Source organism: Belliella aquatica, assembly GCF_014637795.1.
GTDB lineage: Bacteria > Bacteroidota > Bacteroidia > Cytophagales > Cyclobacteriaceae > Belliella > Belliella aquatica.
This window is the reverse complement of sequence record NZ_BMFD01000009.1, coordinates 57,979-76,914: the sequence shown is the minus strand read 5'-3', so window position 1 is coordinate 76,914 and position 18,936 is coordinate 57,979. Positions and strand designations below refer to the sequence as shown.

Annotated in this window: 20 protein-coding genes; 14 read left to right on the top strand and 6 right to left on the bottom strand. The window is 35.4% G+C overall.

Features of this window, described 5'->3' with window-relative positions; all coding sequences use genetic code 11:
* Positions 1-7: 7 nt before the first annotated feature.
* On the bottom strand, positions 8-370 hold the full coding sequence (locus IEV57_RS13080) for a BlaI/MecI/CopY family transcriptional regulator (RefSeq protein ID WP_188443491.1): 363 nt from the start codon (positions 368-370) through the stop codon (positions 8-10).
* 208 nt (positions 371-578) lie between these two features.
* The gene (locus IEV57_RS13075; RefSeq protein ID WP_188443490.1) at positions 579-1,328 is read right to left on the bottom strand and encodes an acyl-CoA desaturase; all 750 of its coding nucleotides are present in this window, start codon (positions 1,326-1,328) and stop codon (positions 579-581) included.
* 161 nt (positions 1,329-1,489) lie between these two features.
* Between IEV57_RS13075 and IEV57_RS13070 the strand changes: the two genes are divergently transcribed.
* Positions 1,490-1,861 (top strand): phage holin family protein, encoded by a 372-nt coding sequence (locus IEV57_RS13070; protein WP_188443489.1) that lies wholly within the window; start codon positions 1,490-1,492, stop codon positions 1,859-1,861.
* Between the two features lie 12 nt (positions 1,862-1,873).
* Here the strand turns inward: IEV57_RS13070 and IEV57_RS13065 are convergent, their stop codons facing one another.
* Entirely contained in the window at positions 1,874-2,299 is a 426-nt protein-coding gene (locus tag IEV57_RS13065) for an AlbA family DNA-binding domain-containing protein (RefSeq protein WP_188443488.1), read from the bottom strand.
* A gap of 127 nt (positions 2,300-2,426) precedes the next feature.
* On the opposite strand from IEV57_RS13065, the gene IEV57_RS13060 reads away from it, so the two are divergent.
* The 10 genes from IEV57_RS13060 to IEV57_RS13015 all read left to right on the top strand — a co-directional run bounded on the left by IEV57_RS13060 (position 2,427) and on the right by IEV57_RS13015 (position 13,274).
* On the top strand, positions 2,427-2,999 hold the full coding sequence (locus IEV57_RS13060; RefSeq protein ID WP_188443487.1) for a hypothetical protein: 573 nt from the start codon (positions 2,427-2,429) through the stop codon (positions 2,997-2,999).
* A gap of 60 nt (positions 3,000-3,059) precedes the next feature.
* Positions 3,060-3,962, top strand: a complete 903-nt coding sequence (locus tag IEV57_RS13055; protein WP_188443486.1) for a histone deacetylase family protein — start codon at positions 3,060-3,062, stop codon at positions 3,960-3,962.
* A 3-nt stretch (positions 3,963-3,965) separates the two neighbouring features.
* Positions 3,966-4,232: a hypothetical protein gene (locus IEV57_RS13050; RefSeq protein WP_188443485.1), complete on the top strand. Its 267-nt coding sequence runs from the start codon at positions 3,966-3,968 to the stop codon at positions 4,230-4,232.
* A 146-nt stretch (positions 4,233-4,378) separates the two neighbouring features.
* Positions 4,379-4,984, top strand: coding sequence for an OmpH/Skp family outer membrane protein (locus tag IEV57_RS13045; protein WP_188443484.1), 606 nt, complete (start codon positions 4,379-4,381; stop codon positions 4,982-4,984).
* A gap of 98 nt (positions 4,985-5,082) precedes the next feature.
* Entirely contained in the window at positions 5,083-6,054 is a 972-nt protein-coding gene (locus IEV57_RS13040) for a deoxyhypusine synthase family protein (RefSeq protein ID WP_188443483.1), read from the top strand.
* A gap of 16 nt (positions 6,055-6,070) precedes the next feature.
* Positions 6,071-7,762, top strand: a complete 1,692-nt coding sequence (locus IEV57_RS13035) for an OmpA family protein (protein WP_188443482.1) — start codon at positions 6,071-6,073, stop codon at positions 7,760-7,762.
* Between the two features lie 10 nt (positions 7,763-7,772).
* Positions 7,773-8,288 carry an acyl-CoA thioesterase gene (locus tag IEV57_RS13030; protein WP_188443481.1) on the top strand — a complete coding sequence of 172 codons (516 nt, stop codon included), beginning with the start codon at positions 7,773-7,775 and terminating at the stop codon, positions 8,286-8,288.
* A gap of 258 nt (positions 8,289-8,546) precedes the next feature.
* Entirely contained in the window at positions 8,547-10,088 is a 1,542-nt protein-coding gene (locus IEV57_RS13025) for a M20/M25/M40 family metallo-hydrolase (protein ID WP_188443480.1), read from the top strand.
* 206 nt (positions 10,089-10,294) lie between these two features.
* Positions 10,295-11,458 (top strand): acyl-CoA dehydrogenase family protein, encoded by a 1,164-nt coding sequence (locus IEV57_RS13020; protein ID WP_188443479.1) that lies wholly within the window; start codon positions 10,295-10,297, stop codon positions 11,456-11,458.
* A 136-nt stretch (positions 11,459-11,594) separates the two neighbouring features.
* Positions 11,595-13,274, top strand: a complete 1,680-nt coding sequence (locus tag IEV57_RS13015; RefSeq protein WP_188443478.1) for an AMP-binding protein — start codon at positions 11,595-11,597, stop codon at positions 13,272-13,274.
* 198 nt (positions 13,275-13,472) lie between these two features.
* On the opposite strand, the gene IEV57_RS13010 is transcribed toward IEV57_RS13015, so the two are convergent.
* A complete protein-coding gene (locus IEV57_RS13010; RefSeq protein WP_188443477.1) occupies positions 13,473-14,099 on the bottom strand; it encodes a fasciclin domain-containing protein in 627 nt (208 codons plus the stop codon).
* A gap of 253 nt (positions 14,100-14,352) precedes the next feature.
* Here IEV57_RS13010 and IEV57_RS13005 point away from each other — a divergent pair, with 253 nt between their 5' ends.
* Positions 14,353-14,775, top strand: coding sequence for a hypothetical protein (locus IEV57_RS13005; RefSeq protein WP_188443476.1), 423 nt, complete (start codon positions 14,353-14,355; stop codon positions 14,773-14,775).
* 150 nt (positions 14,776-14,925) lie between these two features.
* On the opposite strand, the gene trpS is transcribed toward IEV57_RS13005, so the two are convergent.
* A complete protein-coding gene (gene trpS, locus IEV57_RS13000) occupies positions 14,926-15,897 on the bottom strand; it encodes a tryptophan--tRNA ligase (RefSeq protein WP_188443475.1) in 972 nt (323 codons plus the stop codon).
* A gap of 71 nt (positions 15,898-15,968) precedes the next feature.
* On the opposite strand from trpS, the gene IEV57_RS12995 reads away from it, so the two are divergent.
* Together IEV57_RS12995 and IEV57_RS12990 are read left to right on the top strand one after the other, a co-directional pair.
* The gene (locus IEV57_RS12995; protein WP_188443474.1) at positions 15,969-17,063 is read left to right on the top strand and encodes a DUF1573 domain-containing protein; all 1,095 of its coding nucleotides are present in this window, start codon (positions 15,969-15,971) and stop codon (positions 17,061-17,063) included.
* 245 nt (positions 17,064-17,308) lie between these two features.
* Entirely contained in the window at positions 17,309-17,566 is a 258-nt protein-coding gene (locus tag IEV57_RS12990) for a YtxH domain-containing protein (protein WP_188443473.1), read from the top strand.
* A 156-nt stretch (positions 17,567-17,722) separates the two neighbouring features.
* On the opposite strand, the gene IEV57_RS12985 is transcribed toward IEV57_RS12990, so the two are convergent.
* Positions 17,723-18,931 carry an acyl-CoA dehydrogenase family protein gene (locus tag IEV57_RS12985; RefSeq protein WP_188443472.1) on the bottom strand — a complete coding sequence of 403 codons (1,209 nt, stop codon included), beginning with the start codon at positions 18,929-18,931 and terminating at the stop codon, positions 17,723-17,725.
* Positions 18,932-18,936 lie beyond the last annotated feature (5 nt).

Genomic DNA, 18,936 nt, shown 5'->3' with positions numbered 1-18,936 from the left:
AAGCAGATTATTTTACATCTTCTTTGACTTCATTCATGATTTTTTCTAGTTCCTTGATATCTAAATTTTCATCTTTTGCGAAGAAAGATGCCATTTTAGTAAACGAACCTCCGAAATACCCCGAAAGTAAATTCTTTATCGAGTGACTTCTGTAAGCATCTTTAGATACGATTGGATAGTACTCGTGAGATTTTCCATAGGCTTTGTGCTGAACAAATCCCTTTCTTTCAAGAATTCTTATGATTGTTGAAACGGTGTTGTAAGCCGGCTTTGGCTCTGTCATTTTTTCTAAAAGGTCCTTTACGAATCCTTTTTCAGCTTCCCACAGGATTTGCATTACCTGCTCTTCTGCTCTTGTTAGATTTCTCATAATGATGTTTAAGTTTAAATTACACCCTTAAATTATTCAGTTAGTTTCATAATAACAAATTTTAGAACGAATCTTTTCTATTGGCAGCTATAAATGTAGTAATTAAAAATTAGTTAGTAAAATATTTTTTAGTTTATTATTAAAAAATTTTTAAAAACAAAAAAGCCACTCCGTAAAGAATGGCTTTGTAATTTTCTATTTATAATTGTTAGGTAGTTTTCAACTTAATAATACCACTTGCATGTAAAATCTTGACAATAGGGTAGGTAGGATCAAACTCATACCACTTAACCGCAAAATTTGGTCTGTTAGGAAGTTTGTGGTGATTGTTTTGAAATAATTCTCCTAACATGAGAACGTCAAGAAGTAAGCTGTTTTTTGATTTGTCATTGTTATCAAAATTAGCATATCCATATTTATGACCACTCCAGTTGACAATTGCTCCATGTACTGGACCCATCATTAAATGTATTGGAAGTAAGAAATACATCCACCAATGTGTACCTGCAAATTCAAAAACAGAAATTGACAATACATAAATTAATATATAGAATAATGCCCATCCTACACGTGCCATCATGGAATCTGCAAAAAGATCGAACTTATTCCAATCCGGAACATCTTTGCTAAATCGTTCTTCAGGCTTTAATTTGAAACTGAAATAATCATTATAAATATTTTTTGTCTTCCACATCATAGTAAAAAGATTTTCTGTGTGATGTGGACTGTGCGGGTCTTTTGGAGTGTCACTGTAAGCATGATGCATGCGGTGTAATACTGCATAGGCTCTTGGTGATAAGTAACTACTACCTTGGGTAATCCAAGTGAATATATAGAAGAATTTTTCCCAATATTTTGACATGGAAAACATTTGATGCGCTGCGTATCGGTGAAGGAAGAAACTCTGACAGAACAAAGAGAAATACCAATGAAGAAGAAAGAAAGCTATTAAAATCACAATCGTTTATTAAGTTATAATTTATTGTCACAAAGATAAACTGATATTTTTACATTGATGTTTTGAAGAATTTTTTTTTAATACTTAGGAGAAGAAAAATCAATTTTATATTAACTTAGATTATCTTCTTAAACGGAAACTAACCAAAGCACTAAAAAATCATGAGCAAAGCATCAGACACTTGGGGAATAATCGTACAATTAATATTTGGCGGGGTCGCTGTTCTTATTACAAGTTATCTTTTGCCAGGGGTAATCGTTGAGAGTTTTTTTACGGGAATTGTGATTGCAGCTTTGATTGCACTTTTGAATATAACTGTAAAACCAATACTTATAATTCTGACTATACCAATCACTATTGTAACACTCGGGTTATTTCTGATTGTAATCAATGCTTTATTGATTTTATTAGCTGCGAATATTGTTCCAGGATTTAGTGTCGATGGATTTTGGTGGGCCTTGTTGTTTGGTTTAATTCTAGGATTGATTAATTCTCTTTTAGGAGTATCTTTAGGAGGTTCTAGACGTCAATAAGAATTAATCAATTTATTGAGGAATATTTTTATCTCCGACCCTTAGATATCTTAATCGATTATTTCCTTTTGAAAGTAAGAGATGTTCATTTTCAGATTTTGGAACATTTATAACTAAGATTAAAAGTTCTTCTTCTAGTTTTTCATCATCAAGATATTCTATCTCGTAAACTTGACTATCATATAGCACTGGAGGAATACAATATTCCTCCGCAGCTTTTTTGATCATAAACAATTCCTCCTCGGGATCTATTCCAATTATTTTTTTATGATCATTGATTCCAATGGCTATTGTTCCACCTTTGGTATTTGCAAAAGCTACGAGCGTTCTTGCAATTTTTGAACTATTTGAAATACTTAATTTGAAATCTAATTCTATATTTTCCTCTTTTTTGAGTAGTTCTTTTACAAAATTATCATTTCTTTGAGGCAGATACATTTTTTTTTACTTAATTGATTGGAATTTAATTACTTAAAATTATATTGAGTTAGAGTTCAAAATTTTATCTTTTAAAATTACGCATTCAGTAGTAAGTTGTCCATGTAAACCTAATATTTTTGCAAATATGAAGTATAAAAACGAAGGATTTGACCCAGAAATCATTGATGCCCTTAAAGAGGAGCTTAAGTCTTTAAATAAAGCATTTAAAGTAATAGAAGGTGACGAGGAAAACTCTGAGGAGTTTGTTAATTTTCTGTTTGTGGGAATGTTTGAAGGCAAGGAAGTCATCTATGATGCTGCTCTTTATACCCTAAGATTACATCACGCTTCGGAAGTTTTCGAATTGGCAGAACACGAGGCAGCAAAAAAATTCCCTAATTATAAAGGAATAAAATATGAAGAGGATGATGATGGAAATCTCAAGCCACTTTCTAGTGAAGAAGAAGAAATTGGATGGTTCATCACAGAAATCATCATGGATATCGAAGAAGAAGAAACTGTAAAGGTTCAAGAATTCATCGATCTAGATACCCATCATGATTATGGAATTGGATTAGATGCTGCATTAAACGTTGATTTCATTGATGATTCAGTGATTGAGAAGTTCATCAAGGAATTTAATGATGATTCTATTAAATTGGATGATACTATGTATGCTTTCCAATCGGAGGAAGAAGAAGACTTCGATGAAGATTAATTTCAAATAGTTTTAACAATATTGTATAGCGCTTGTTAATTAACAAGCGTTTTTTTTAGGATGTTAAAGATTGCCTATTCACCCCTGTATAAATTAGACTTGCCAGAAGGTCATCGCTTTCCGATGGAAAAATATGAGCTACTTCCTGAGCAATTGTTGTACGAAGGTACAGTGACTTCGTCTAACTTTTTTGAACCAACAGATTTGGATAAAAAGTGGGTTCTCAATACGCATGATTCTGAATATTTTGAAAAGCTCATTCGTTTAGATTTATCAAAATCCGAAATTAGAAAGACAGGCTTTCCATTGACTAGAGCATTGATCGAACGAGAAATTCACATCATGCAAGGATCTATCGAAGCCTCTATATTCGCCTTAGAAAATGGTATAGCGATGAATATTGCAGGAGGTACACATCATGCTTTTACAGATAGGGGAGAAGGTTTCTGTCTTTTGAATGATATTGCGATTTCTGCGAATTACCTTCTTGAAAATCAACTTGCAAAAAAAGTTCTTGTAGTAGATTTAGATGTGCATCAGGGAAATGGTACAGCCCAAATATTTGAAAATAAGAAACAAGTATTTACTTTTAGCATGCATGGCGCGTCAAATTATCCAATGCATAAAGAAAAATCAGATTTAGATATAGGTCTTCCAGATAAAATACAAGATGAAGAGTATTTAGGTTTACTGAAAAAGAATTTGATCCCATTGATTGATAAATTTCAACCTGATTTCATCATTTATCAATGTGGGGTAGATGTCTTAGAATCTGATAAATTAGGTAGACTTGGAATGACGATTCAAGGATGTAAAGAGCGAGATAGAATTGTATTGGAATTAGCCAAAATTAATCAAATCCCTATCATGTGCTGCATGGGTGGTGGCTACTCACCAAAAATCAGTAACATCATCGAGGCGCATGCCAATACCTATAGATTAGCACAAGAAATTTTCTTCTAAATTATGTCAAAAATAAGCAGACTCAAGAAAAAATGGCTTTACAATGCTGTTGGTGGAATTCTATTGATGGGATTTGGATTGAGCTTATTGGGTGATTCAGTAATATCAAAGTCTGAAAATGAAGACTTCTATGATTGGTTTTTTCTTGGTACACTTGCCTTAATCGTATTTTTTGCGGGATTATCCCTTTTTGGTAACGCTGTTAACCTGCGAACCCAAATTGATTTTTATAAAAATCGGAAGATTAAAAAAGGTGATAAAAATAAATAATAGTTTGATTGTCAAATAATTGAAAATGATTTTTTGATTTTTATACTTCTGAATTTAACTGAAATTAACAAATCGAATTTCGATAATAATTTGAACAAACAATACTTTGTTTATATTTGCGGCAAGTAAAAAACAAGCAAACTAACGTGAAAAAATTATCTAAAGTATTGGGTGTTCTAGGATTTGCAACACTTCTATTTTCTGCCTGCAACAATTCAGGCACTACTTCAACAACTTCAACTGACGGAGAGACCACTGCTGAGGTAAGTATTTCAGATCTTAAAATTGCCTATATCCTTACGGATAGTGTTATTGCCAATTTTGATCTTTTCAAAGAACAATCTGAGTTGATCACTGAAAAAGGTAAAAAATTCGAAAATGAATTAGGTTCTAGATCAAGAGGTTTTCAGCAAGAAGTATCAAACTTTGAGCAGACTGCTAATTCTATGACTCCAAATCAAGCAAGAGCAAAGCAAGAAGACTTGATGCAAAAAGAAAGAAATTTGGTTACTTACAGAGATAACTTGATGCAAGAATTGCAAGCTGATGAATCAAAATTATACAGCGATGTAATTGATCAGATCCAAGAGTATTTGACTGAATATGCTGAAGAGAATAATCTTGAGATGATTCTTTCTTACACAAGGGGTGGCGCTGTTTGGTATTCTAAAAAATCATTAGATATCACTGATAAAGTTACTGCTGGATTGAATGCTAAATTCGCAACTAAGAAGTCTGAGCCAGCGAAATAATTATAATAATATTCTTATCAAAAAAAGCCCGGATTTCCGGGCTTTTTTCGTGAAGGATATTTTGGTACTTTTGTATTATTAAAACAAACATAGGATTCATGAAAATTACTGAATTTTTAAAACATAATTACAGACACTTTAATGCTGCAGCACTCATAGACGCAGCTGAAGGGTATAAAACTCACCTTGACAACAATGGTAAAATGATGATCACGCTTGCTGGAGCGATGTCGACAGCTGAGCTAGGGATTTCCTTAGCAGAGATGATCCGTCAAGATAAAGTTCAAATAATCACTTGTACTGGTGCTAACTTGGAGGAAGATGTATTCAACCTTGTTGCTCACGATTATTATGAAAGAATCCCTAACTATAGAGATCTTTCGCCAGAACAAGAAAATGATCTTCTTTCTCGTCATATGAATAGAGTGACTGATACTTGTATTCCAGAAATGGAAGCCATGAGAAGAATTGAAAATGTGATTTTAGAAGAATGGGTAAAAGCAGATCAAGCAGGAGAGGCGTTTTTCCCACACGAATTTTTCTATAAAATTTTACTTTCAGGAAAATTGGATAAATCATTCCAAATCGATCCGAAAGACAGTTGGTTGCTAGAAGCAGCTAAGAAAAACCTTCCTATCATTGTCCCAGGATGGGAAGATTCTACACTTGGAAACATGTATGCAGGTCACGTAATTTCAGGTGACATTAAAGATGTTCATACTGTCAAAGGCGGAATCCAATACATGATGTTCTTAGCAGATTGGTACACAAAAAATGCAACAGAAGACAGCACAGTCGGTTTCTTCCAAATTGGTGGTGGAATCGCAGGTGATTTCCCAATTTGCGTGGTACCTATGCTACATCAAGATTTGCAAAGAGATAGCATTCCGCTTTGGGGATATTTCTGTCAAATCTCAGATTCTACAACCTCTTATGGATCTTATTCAGGTGCAGTTCCTAACGAGAAGATCACTTGGGGCAAACTTGGTATCAATACGCCAAAATATATCATAGAATCAGATGCAACTATTGTTGCTCCATTAGTATTTGCGATTGTTTTGGATCAATAATTGATGAAGATCAGAAATGATTAAAAATGACCTTATCAATATTATAAAGAAAGCAAGCAGCTTAATTCTGCTTGCTTTTTCATTATCAGGAAATGTTTTTTCACAGGAAATATCATCCTTGAAGAGCTTAAACTCTTCTTATGATGAACAACATCCTGTTGTCTCACTTAGAGGAGAAATTTTTTATTCAGTCGGCTTTAATCCCGAAAATCTTGGTGGTCCTACTGACTTTGGAGACATTTGGATGGCTAAGAAGTCTAATCTTGGAGAATGGGAAGAGCCAATTCATATAAAAAGTCTTTCAACATCAGGAAATGATGTTCTTTTGGGTTTTCCTGATGCTTTGACTGCTTACGTCTATCATAGTGGGACTTTGAATGGACTGAAACAAGGAATTCATCAATACTCAAGGTTTGGATTGGAGTGGAATTATGTCAGAGTATTGGAAATGGGGAATTTCAGAAATCAAGGAAATCATTTCAGTGGGAGGCTGAGTTCGGATAATTCTGTTATCATTATGTCAATGACTTCTTATGGATCTTATGGCAATGAAGATATTTATATTTCTGAGCTCATAAGAGAAGGGACTTGGTCTTCTCCACAAAATCTCGGGCCTGATATCAATACCGATCTACAAGAACAAACACCATCTTTGTCAGCTGATCTTTCGACAATTTATTTTTCTTCAAATTCTGATAAGATTGGAAGTGGTAGAGATGTTTTTATGGCAAAAAGGACTGGTGATTCTTGGGATAGTTGGTCAAAGCCAACACCTTTGGAACAAGTCAACACACAAGGAGCAGAACTTAGTTACGTGGTTTTTGATAAAGAGAAAAACTTAGCCCTTTTTACTTCCACACAAAATTCAGAAGGCTTTGGAGACTTGATGATGATTACCCATCAGATCGATGCACAGGAATCAGTAGAAGAGATTCTGGTGTCTCAAGTAATATCAGATACAATTCAAATCAAAGAAAAAATTGAAATATCGAAGATTGATTCAACCAAGAAAGAAACTACAATTGCAACAATAGCTGATGCTTCTGTTTTGATCTTAGAAGAAAAGATTGATACTGTGTCTACAACAAAATCGCAAATACCTGTAGTGACATCTAATCTTATTTTCACTGTTTTGGACGCAAATACCAAAGATGTGATTCCTTTTGAGATAGCTTATACCAATAAACAAGGTTTTAAAAAGTCAACAAACAATCCACAAGATCTAAAAGATGCATTTGAAAATAATGCTTTAGAAAGATTTGTAGTTGCTTCAAATGGATATATTCCGAAAAATTTTGTGGCCTCAGATTGGATTGCTAAGGGAGTTGATACGATTGAGTTGCTTCCAATCAAAACCGGAGCAAGTATTGTTTTGGATAATATTCAATTCAATAGAGGAACATCTGATTTTGCAGATGCTAATTCTATACAGCTTTTGGATGACTTGGTTGATTTTATGAAAGTTAATCCAACAGTTCGCATCAGACTTGAGGGTCATACAGATAATGCAGGTGATCCACAATTAAATAAGGAGTTATCTATGAATAGAGCTTCTAAGATTAGAGGCTACATGACTTTAAAAGGAGTAGATTTTGAAAGGGTCAGAATTGCTGGTTGGGGAGGTTCTAGACCAATAGCCGATAATAATACGGAGGAAGGTAAAACCCGAAACCGACGAGTTGAAATGATTATTGAAAGAATCCAATAAAGAAATTGATATGTTTGAATATAATAAAGATAAGCATTACCCAAAGGAAACAGAAAGTAGAGTAGTCATCCGATTTCAAGATTGTGATCCTTTACAGCACTTGAATAATGCCAAGTATTTTGATTACTTCTTCAATGCCAGAGAAGATCAAGTACCAAAGTTATACGGAGTTGAGATGATTGATTTCATTCACAAATATAAAGCTGCTTGGGTAGTTTATAATCATAATATCGCCTACGTTAAGCCTGCAAAAGTAGGAGAGTGGGTTAGGATCAAAAGTAGGCTACTTTGGTATAATCAAAATACGGTCGTATTGGAATATTATATGACTGATGATTCTAGCAAAGAGTTGAAAACGTTACTTTGGACGACCATGCGTTATGTGACCATTAAAGAAGGATTATCAACCGACCATTCGGGTGCAGTGGATGAGTTTTTACAAGCTACATCTGAGAATGTTGATATTTCCGATATGACTATAGCTCAGCGTGTTAAGTATTTGAAGAATAAGCTTAAGGAAAGTTAATCATTTCATATTTCCTACAGGTTTCTAAGAAGTTAAAATATATCTCGTTCAAGTGCTTTTTAGGTACATTTTCTTTGAATAGCTTCAAGATCTAACTGCAATTAAATGATATAAAATCTGGTCTCTGCAAATGCTGAGGCCTTTTTTATTTCCTGAAATTACACTGACGGTTATTTTTGATAACTATTTTTTAACATTTTTGATAGGTAAAACAACATTATCAATTTTATTAAAGATAAAAACAAAAACCAGACGTATATGAAGCTAAAAGTACAATTTTCATTTATTCTTTTTGTCGCTTTCTTATGGACATCATCCTCCTTTGCACAGGAGAATGTCGATTTGGAAATGATGTATAAAATCAAAACCGAAGGAACAAGAAATTCTCAAATTCAAGATTTGGCATTTCATCTGACAGATTTGATGGGACCAAGATTATCAGGATCGACGAACTTAAGAAGAGCGAGACAATGGACTGCTGAGAAATTTGAAGAATGGGGATTACAAAATGTAAAAATTGATTCCTATGGTGAGTTTGGAAGAGGCTGGGATGTAAAGAAATCTTACATCGCGATGAAGACACCTTACTATGCACCATTGATTGGTTATCCAAAAGCATGGACAGAAGGCACAAATGGCCTTGTCAGTAGTGAAGTCGTTTTGGTTGATATTCAATCTGAAGCAGACTTTGAAAAATATAAAGGAAAGCTTTCTGGTAAAGTAATCATGCTTCCAACAACTTTATCTACAACTCCTGCTTTCACAGCAGAAGCAAGAAGATTGACAGATGAAGATCTAGAGAATAGAAAAGAAGTTACAATCAATGCTGCTACAGGTGCTAGATATACACCTGCACAGATTCAGCAAATGAGAGATCAAAGAGTTTTGGATCAAAAAGTAAATGAATTCTTGATGAATGAAGGTATTGCGATGAAACTTTCTGGTACCAGAGGAAATTTCGGGACAGTTTTTCATACCCGTGCGGGATCTTATAGCACAGCTAAGAACAAAACACTTCCAGAAATGGAAATTGCTTTGGAACATTTTGGTAGAATCGAAAGATTGTTGAAGAATGGACAAACAGTCAATCTTGATGCTGAAATAGAAGTAGAATGGTTGGACGATGACTATAAAGGATACAATGTGCTTGCAGAAATACCTGGAACAGACAAGACTTTGAAGCCTGAGCTTGTTTTGCTTGGTGCGCATTTAGATAGCTGGCACGCTGGGACAGGTGCTAATGACAACGCTGCTGGTGTAGTTGTCATGATGGAAGCTATAAGAATTTTGAAAACACTTGGTGTTCAGCCAAGAAGGACAATCAGAATTGCACTTTGGGGAGAAGAGGAGCAGGGTCTATTTGGCTCTAGAGGTTATGTGCAGAAGTATGTGGGAGATAGACAAACTCAAGAGAAAAAAGGAGAGTGGGATAAGATATCAGCATACTATAATGTAGACAACGGTTCTGGGAAAATCAGAGGGATTTACTTAGAAGGAAACGATCAACTTGTACCTGTTTTTGAAAAATGGTTTGAACCTTTCCATGAAATGGGAGCAAAAACGATTACTAGAAGAAATACAGGGTCTACAGATCATGTGGCATTTGATGCTGTTGGGGTTCCTGGATTTCAGTTTATCCAAGACCCTATTGATTACGGAAAAGGCTACCACACCAATATGGATCTTTACGAAAGGATGCAACAAGGTGATATGACTCAAGCCGCAATCATTGTCGCTGCGATGGTGTACAACACTGCTCAGCGGGATCTCAAACTCCCAAGAAAACCTTGGGGAAAATAAAGAGTTAATAAAAGAGCTGATTATCAATCAGCTCTTTTTTGGTTCTAGAAATAACTCAGTTTTAAATATACTAAATTATCAACACATGGAACCAAATATTGATTGGAATTAATTTAAAATACAGTTATATTTCGCTGTTGTATTCAAAGTGAATCTGATAATACTTATTGAAAATTCTGAAAAATTATATAAACCCAAATAAAAATATGTACGGAATACCAAGAACAATCTTTACAGAAGAGCATGAGATGTTTAGACTTTCTGTGAAAGATTACATTGCAAAAGAAATCAGTCCAAAGAATGCCGAATGGGAAAAGAATAAAATGGTTTCTAGAGAATCATGGACTGATCTCGGCTATAATGGATTTTTGTGTCTTCAAGCACCCGAGCAATACGGAGGAATGGGAATCGAAGACTTTAGATACAATGCACTTTTTATCGAAGAATTAGGATTAAGTGGCTGTTCGGGACCTGCTATTGGCTACCCTTTGCATAGTGATATTGTGTTCCCTTATGTTTTGCATTATGGAACCGAAGCCGCCAAATCAAAATATATTCCTGGAATGGTTTCAGGTGAATTGATTTCAGCCGTAGCCATGACAGAACCTGGAGCTGGTAGTGATTTACAAAATATCAAAGCTACTGCTCAGGATATGGGAGATCATTACCTGATTAATGGCTCAAAAACATTTATCACCAATGGATACCTCTGCAATATCGTTGTAGTAGCTGCCAAAACTGATCCATCATTAGGAGCAAAGGGAATCAGTCTTTTTCTCGTTGATACAAATATGGAAGGTTTTTCCAAAGGTGTTCCATTCGAAAAAGTAGGTTTACATGCGCAGGATACTTGCGAATTATTCTTTGAAGATGTAAAAGTTCCTAAAGAGAATTTGTTGGGAAATGAAGGTGAAGGATTCAAATATCTGATGACAGAACTTGCTCAAGAGAGATTGGTAGTTGCTTTGGCAGCTTTGGCATTAGCTGAAGGGACATTCCTTTCTACCGTGGATTATGTCAAAGGGCGTCCAGCTTTTGGTAAGACTGTTTCTGATTTCCAAAATACAAGATTCAAAATTGCAGAAATGTCGGCTAAGCTAGAGATGGCAAGAATCTACTGTGATCAGTTAGTAGTGATGCACAATAATAAATTAGTGGATCCTGCTATGGCATCAGCGGCCAAATACAGCATGACAGAGCTACAATGTGAAGTTGCTGATGAATGTGTGCAGTTGCACGGTGGCTATGGTTATATGTGGGAGTATCCTGTAGCTCGAGCTTATGCTGACGCTAGAGTTCAGAGGATCTATGCAGGGACAAATGAAATAATGAAAGAATTGATTGCTAGAAAAATTCTTAAAAAGGATTAAAAATTCAATTTCTTGAACTACAAAGCCACTTTATTTTATAGTAAAGTGGCTTTATTTTTTATAAAGCTCATATTTCTTTTATATTTAGAAGGTAAAATATTTAAATCAATTCATAACCCAAAATATTAAAGCGTTTATGCAAGATTATCCTTGGTATAAATTTTATCCTCAATCTGTAGATAAAAACATTGATGTGGAAGCGTATTCTTCTGTTGTCGCACTTTTTGAAGAAAGTGTTCGAAAATATGGCGATGCCGTGGCTTACGAGTGCATGGGCAAGACGCTATCTTTCAATGATGTTGATAAATATTCCAAAATCTTTGCCTCTTACCTTCAGAATAATCTAAAAATGAAGAAAGGCGACAGAGTGGCTATACAAATGCCTAACTGTCTTCAGTATCCTGTTGCCATGTTTGGTGTGCTTCGTGCAGGAATGATCGTTGTCAATACCAACCCGCTTTATACTTCAAGTGAAATGAAGCATCAATTTGCAGATGCTGGAGCCGATGCGATTGTCATCTTGGCAAATTTTGCTTTTAACCTTGAAAAAATACAGAGAGATATTCCTGCCAAGCATATCATTGTCACAGAACTTGGCGATATGTTGGGTGGATTAAAAGGTGGAATAGTCAATTTGCTTGTCAAGCACATCAAAAAGATGGTTCCTTCATTCAATATACCTAATGCCATCAAATGGAAGCAATTGATGGCTGCCGGCAATGCAACAAGTTTCAAAAGAGAAGAAATGGTCTTAGCTGATGCAGCTTACCTCCAATACACTGGCGGAACTACGGGTGTATCCAAAGGTGCTGAACTGTCACATGGAAACATCGTTGCCAACATGCAGCAGATCTCTGCATGGATGAAACCTAAGCTGAAAGAAAAGGAAGAGATTGTCATCACAGCCTTACCGCTCTATCATATTTTTGCATTGACGGTAAATTGTCTTGCCATGATGAAAATAGGGGCACATAACGTCCTGATCACGAATCCAAGGGATATGCCAGGATTTATCAAGGAGCTTTCTAAGCATAAATTCACGGTATTTACTGGTGTCAACACCCTTTTCAATGGACTTTTGAATCAAGAAGCATTTTTGAAATTGGATTTTACATCTCTGAAGATTGCAGTGGGTGGTGGCATGGCTGTTCAAAAAGCAACAGCTGAAAATTGGCAAAGAGTGACGGGTACTCCCTTGGCAGAAGGATATGGATTGACAGAAACATCGCCTGTAGCAACTTGTAATCCAATCGATGGAACAGAAAGAATAGGCACCATTGGTGTACCGCTTCCACATACCGATATTAAAGTTATAGATGACGATGGGAATGAACTGGGAACAGGAGAGAAAGGAGAGCTTTGTATCAAAGGGCCACAAGTGATGAAGCGCTATTGGAACAGACCTGACGAAACAGAGAAAGTCATGATGGGCGATTGGTTCAAAACAGGCGATATTGCAGTGATTGATGAGGATGGTTTTGCAAAGATTGTAGATCGTAAAAAGGAAATGATTCTAGTATCCGGATTCAATGTATATCCAAATGAAGTAGAAAATGTCATTTCTTCCCATCCAAAAGTACTGGAAGTTGGTGTAATCGGAATGCCTGATGATAAATCTACCGAAAAAGTAGTTGCTTATGTAGTGGCTAAGGACAAATCCGTCACTGAAGAGGAGATCATTGCTTATACCAAAGAAAATCTGACAAATTATAAAGTGCCTCGTGAGGTGTATTTTACAGATGAATTACCTAAATCTAATGTAGGGAAAATTCTAAGAAGAATCATCAAAGAGAATCACGAGAAGACGTTGAAGTGAAATCGTCAACTGTCCGCGGTCAACGGACAACAGCAGCTCAAATATAATACTTACACTATTTTATCTGGCTAATGGTATAAAAGCGGATATAGAGACTAAATAATATTTTCCGCTTGTAGATTGGATTTTCGGATTCATGAAAATAAAAAAAGGCCCAGCTGGAAATTCCAACTGGGCTTTTGAATGATTATTTGATTTTTATTCTGTTGGAAAACACGATAAATCTGGAAATAAAACCCTATCTATAAAATGAGTCACACTATTTGTTGCTTTGAAATCCATACCAATAATGTTTGCATTTTCTCCACAGAAACCATTCAAAACAAGTTGACCATTTGAGTTAGTGACCGTTAAAGAAGTTGGTGCACCCGCTAAGGCTGAGAATAAATTTGCCTCTTCTTTAATATCCAGTAATTGATCTCCTGAAAATTTCTTTCCAGAAATAACTTGGTTTCCAATTGCAGCCATTACAAAATCAATGTTTTCTGCAAGATTTTTTGTTGTAATATTAAGCTCAGCATAAGCTTCGTCAGTTGCCATAAATACTGTTGCTCTGTCTTTTACAGCAGGAACCCAATTGTCAGTCATCCTTAATGCGGCAAGAGTTACTTGCAAGGAAGGTACTTTTCCATTTCTTGCATTTGGATTTGAGGTAAAATTAAGGTTTTCCAGTTCTTCCAAGAATGCTTTTTTGAACATTGCATTCTCGTCAAGCGTTGGCTGCTCTTCGATCGAAGTGCACGAAAAGGAAACTGCCATCAATAACAAGGCAGTGAAGATCATAGACATCTTAGTCTTGAATCTTGTTGTTAGGTTTTTTTTCATTTTTCAAATGGATTTGTATGGGTAATTTTGTATTAAGATAATGTAAAAATGTATTTCAAATCATTATTGCACCCACTCTTTATAAAATTTTTTTCTAAATCTTTGAAATTATCTAATTTTTAATAAAATAAGTATATTATTTATGTTGTAGGTTGATAAAGCATGATTTAAGGTCTTGTAAACTGACCTATATTTTGGAATCACTCATCATATTCAATACCTTCGTATTTTAAATTAAAAACGAAATCAATCAATGGATTTAAAGAAACTAGATCAAGAACTAACGGCAATTGTAGAGAAGAGAATTGCACTAAGTAAAATCACTTATGCTGACGAACGCTATGACGATATTGAGGAAGAACTGCACGATCTGGAAGATGATTTCAATGATGAATATGGCGATGAATTGGAAGCAGAATTAGAAAAAATTTATGCAAAGCTCAAGTCAGACAATGACGTTCTGTTGCCTTCTGCCTATTTGGCGAATGCCTATACGCCCATGTTACCCGATGCAAACGGCATTGTCTCTTATGAAGTAAAGGGAGCCGAAGGTGTACCAATAGAATCTGAGCAATTTGATAAGCAGGATGTGAGAATTGTTCTTATTCCAAACCCCACTAGATTTGTAATGCAAATCAATGGACTTTCCCTTAAGGATCTTTGGAGATCAAGGTAGTCAATTAGTGCTTGGGTTAATTGGTGATAAGGAAACAGAAAAAAGTGAATAATTGAATTAATTTATAAAGTGAAAAAATTACTATCTAAATCTATTTTAGAATTGTGATAAAAAAAAATGCCTGAAGTGATTCACTTCAGGCATTTTTGTTTAAAATCCTAATTTTTCTCGGATGCGGTTCAGCATTTCTCGAGCTACCACTCTGGCCTTAGCTTCACCTTCTGATAACTTTAGTTCCAATTCCTCAGGATGGGTCATGAAATAATCGAAAGTAATTCTTTCCTCTTTGTATTTTTCTAAAATCAAATTCAAAAACTCTTTCTTGGCATGTCCATATCCAAAATTTCCTCCTAAGTATTTTGCTCTCAATTCAGCAGTTTCTGACGCTGTAGCAATAAGTGAATAGAGTTTAAACACATTGCAAGTATCAGGATCTTTGGGTTCTTCCAACGGAGTACTATCAGTTACAATGCTGTTGATGTTTTTTTTCAATTCTTTCTCAGGGAGAAAGATATCAATGTAATTGTTGTAAGACTTACTCATTTTCTGACCATCAGTACCAGGAATGATCATTACAGATTCATTGATTCTTGCTTCAGGAAGTGTCAGGATCTCTTCATCAATCCTATGATTGAAAGTAGAAGCGATATCTCTTGAAATCTCTAAGTGCTGTAATTGATCTTTTCCCACAGGAACCAAATCAGCACTATACAACAAAATATCAGCCGCCATCAAGACTGGGTAGGTAAACAATCCAGCATTTACATCTGCTAGTCGGTCAGACTTATCTTTAAAGCTATGTGCGTTAGCCAACATCGGAAACGGAGTGAAGCAACTCAAATACCAAGTCAATTCCGATACTTCAGGAATCTGAGATTGTCTGTAAAAAACCGTTTTAGAAATATCCATTCCAAAGGCTAACCATGCTGCTGCTACAGCTAAAGTGTTTTCTCTTCGAATGTCGCCATCTTTGATCGTTGTGAGCGAATGCATATCCGCTATAAAAATAAAAGACTCATTTTGATCTTTTTTTGTCAATTCAATCGCTGGGACAATCGCACCTAATATATTACCTAAATGCGGACGTCCTGAACTTTGAATACCTGTTAATACTCTTGCCATTATTCATAAATTTGACGCAAATTAAATAAATATGGGTACAAATCGTTTGAATTTTATCGTTATTTGGTGGTATGATTAAAATGAAAACCCAGCTGTTATTAATTCTATTTGTAGTTCTCTCCATTGGAGTTGCTGACGCTCAGGAAATTGAACGGAAATTGTTGTTTTGGGAAAACAGAACGATTGATATCGGAACGGTATTGGAAGAAAATGGATTGGTGGAAGTTGAATTTCTAGGCTTGAATCAGACAGACTCTTCCATTGTCATTTCTGACATCTTGACGGATTGTGGTTGCACCACTGCAGCATATAGCAAAGACACTATATATCAGAGCAAAATCGGAAGTGTTAAGGTAAATTTCAATCCTGACCACAGAGGTGGAGCATTTACCAAGATGATTGTTGTTCGTACTAATCAGGACATTTATGGAGATACACTATATCTTCAAGGTTTTAATATTCCTTTTCCTAATGATCTAGAAGAGGCGTACCCAGTGAGAAATCAAGAGATTGGAATGCGTCTTTCTGCCATCAATATGGGGAATGTCTACACCCATGAGCCGAGAAGGAAACTTTTAGAACTTTATAATTTTGGAAATGATAGCCTTACCATTTCTTCGATATCAGATTCTTTTCCTGAATATTTGAAAATTAATATGGTTCCGAATTCAATTCCACCAAATCGACGTGGTTTACTTGTTCTTGACTATGACGGACAGGTTAAAAATGACTTGGGATTAGTTGAAGAACAATTGGTTCTAAATTTTGAAGGTAAGGAGAATCCAGTTGAGTTTAAATTACTTGCAAACATATTTGAATATTTTGATCCTGTATTGAAAAGTATGGAAAGTGTTGTTCCACGCTTAGGAATCAATGAAATTGATATTGACTTGAAAAACATTTCTAGTGATCAAATAATCAATAGAGAGCTTAAATTGACTAATCAGGGTCAAGAAGTTTTAGAAATTCGAAAAGTGATTGCTAACTGTGAATGTATGTCGGTAAACTTGGAAGGGAAAAGTTTGCTAGGAGGTGAGTCCATGCAATTGAGCTATACTTTTGACCCCAAGGGTAGAAGGGGAATAGACCACAAACATATCACACTTTTTACAAACGATCCGATTCAGCCTGTTAGAACGATTGTCATCAGAAGTATGATCAAGTAATTTAATGATCTTGATGGATTTATTAAGATTACTAGAATCTTGGCAAAAGATTGTGAAATAATCACAAGGAGAAAAAATCCATTGAGCTGAAGAAGAAAAATCAAAATAAATATCAAATAAATAAATTAATCGATAATTAGGAACTTTGTGGCACAGTATTCGTTGTTTTTAGTGTAGTTTAGATAAAAGATAGATTTTATTTTAAGCTAATTTTAATTTTATTTTCACTCAAAATTTATAAAAATATGAGTTCTACAAAGTTTCTTTTAGGTGCATTATTAGGTGCAGTAGTTGGTGTTCAGGTAGGTATTTTAATCGCTCCCGATAAAGGCGAGAATACAAGGAAAAAATTAGGTAAAAAAGGAAACGAGTATTTAGACGAGGTCAATGGAAAAGTAAATTCTTTTCTAGATGGTCTAAATAAAAAAGTTTCTGAAGCATCAAGCGAAGTAGACAAATTGACTAAAAAAGCGAAAGCTGAAGCAGAAAAGTTTACTAAGTAAGAAAAGTAATCACAACATTATTGATAAGGTGATCCGAAAGGTTCACCTTATTTTTTATGTAAAAGAAAAAAACCGCCAAGGTACAAAACCTCAGCGGTCAAAATCATCTTTCACGATGGACAAGTCATCTTCCTTCTTAAGTCTTACGTCTCCTATCTACTTAAAAGCCGGTATCCCCGTAATCTCGTGACCTAAGATCAGTAAATGGATGTCGTGAGTTCCTTCGTAGGTAACTACAGACTCTAGATTCATCATGTGTCGCATCAAGGAATATTCTCCAGTGATTCCCATACCTCCATGAATTTGTCTTGCTTCTCGAGCAATATCGAGTGCCATGGCTACATTGTTTCTTTTGGCTAATGAAATATGGGCTGTAGTTGCTTTTCCTTCATCCATCATTTTACCCAATCTCCAAACGAGCAATTGTGCCTTGGTTATTTCTGAAAGCATTTCTGCAAGCTTTTTTTGAACTAATTGAAAAGACCCAATAGGTTTGTCAAACTGAATTCTTTCCATTGCATATCTTCTAGCAGAATCATAACAATCCATTGCTGCGCCTAGTGTTCCCCAAGCGATACCATATCGAGCTGAGTCCAAACACATCATCGGTGCGCCCAAACCTGATTTTCCTGGAAGTAAATTCTCTTTTGGAACTTTGACATTATCAAAAACTAACTCACCTGTGCAAGATGCTCTCAAAGACCATTTATTATGTGTTTCTGGAGTCGAGAAGCCTTCCATGCCGCGCTCTACGATTAACCCATGAATTCTTCCCTCTTCATTTTTTGCCCAGACTACAGCGATGTCAGCTTTTGGAGAATTAGAAATCCACATTTTAGCACCATTCAAAAGATAATGATCTCCCATATCTTTGAAGTTAGTGGTCATTCCGCTTGGATTTGAACCATGGTCAGGTTCGGTCAAACCAAAACAACCGAGCATTTCACCAGAAGCTAATTTTGGAAGAAATTTGTGCTTTTGCTCTTCTGAGCCAAACTTATATATCGGATACATCACTAGGGATCCTTGAACAGATGCAGTGCTTCGCATCCCTGAATCTCCTCTTTCAATTTCTTGCATGATCAGACCATAAGAAATATAGTCTAATCCGCCACCACCATATTCCGATGGAATTTGAGGACCAAAGGCTCCTACATCACCAAATTTCTTTACAATTTCATAAGGGAAATGTGCATTTTGAGCCCAATCTTCAATGTAAGGACTGATCTCTTTTTTTACAAAATCACGGACAGATGACCTGACGAGCTTATGTTCCTCTGTGAGCAAGTCATCAATTTGATAAAAGTCAACGCCTTCAAACATGTCCTTTTTGGTGCTTTTGCTAGCTGTATTATCTGGATTCATTTCTG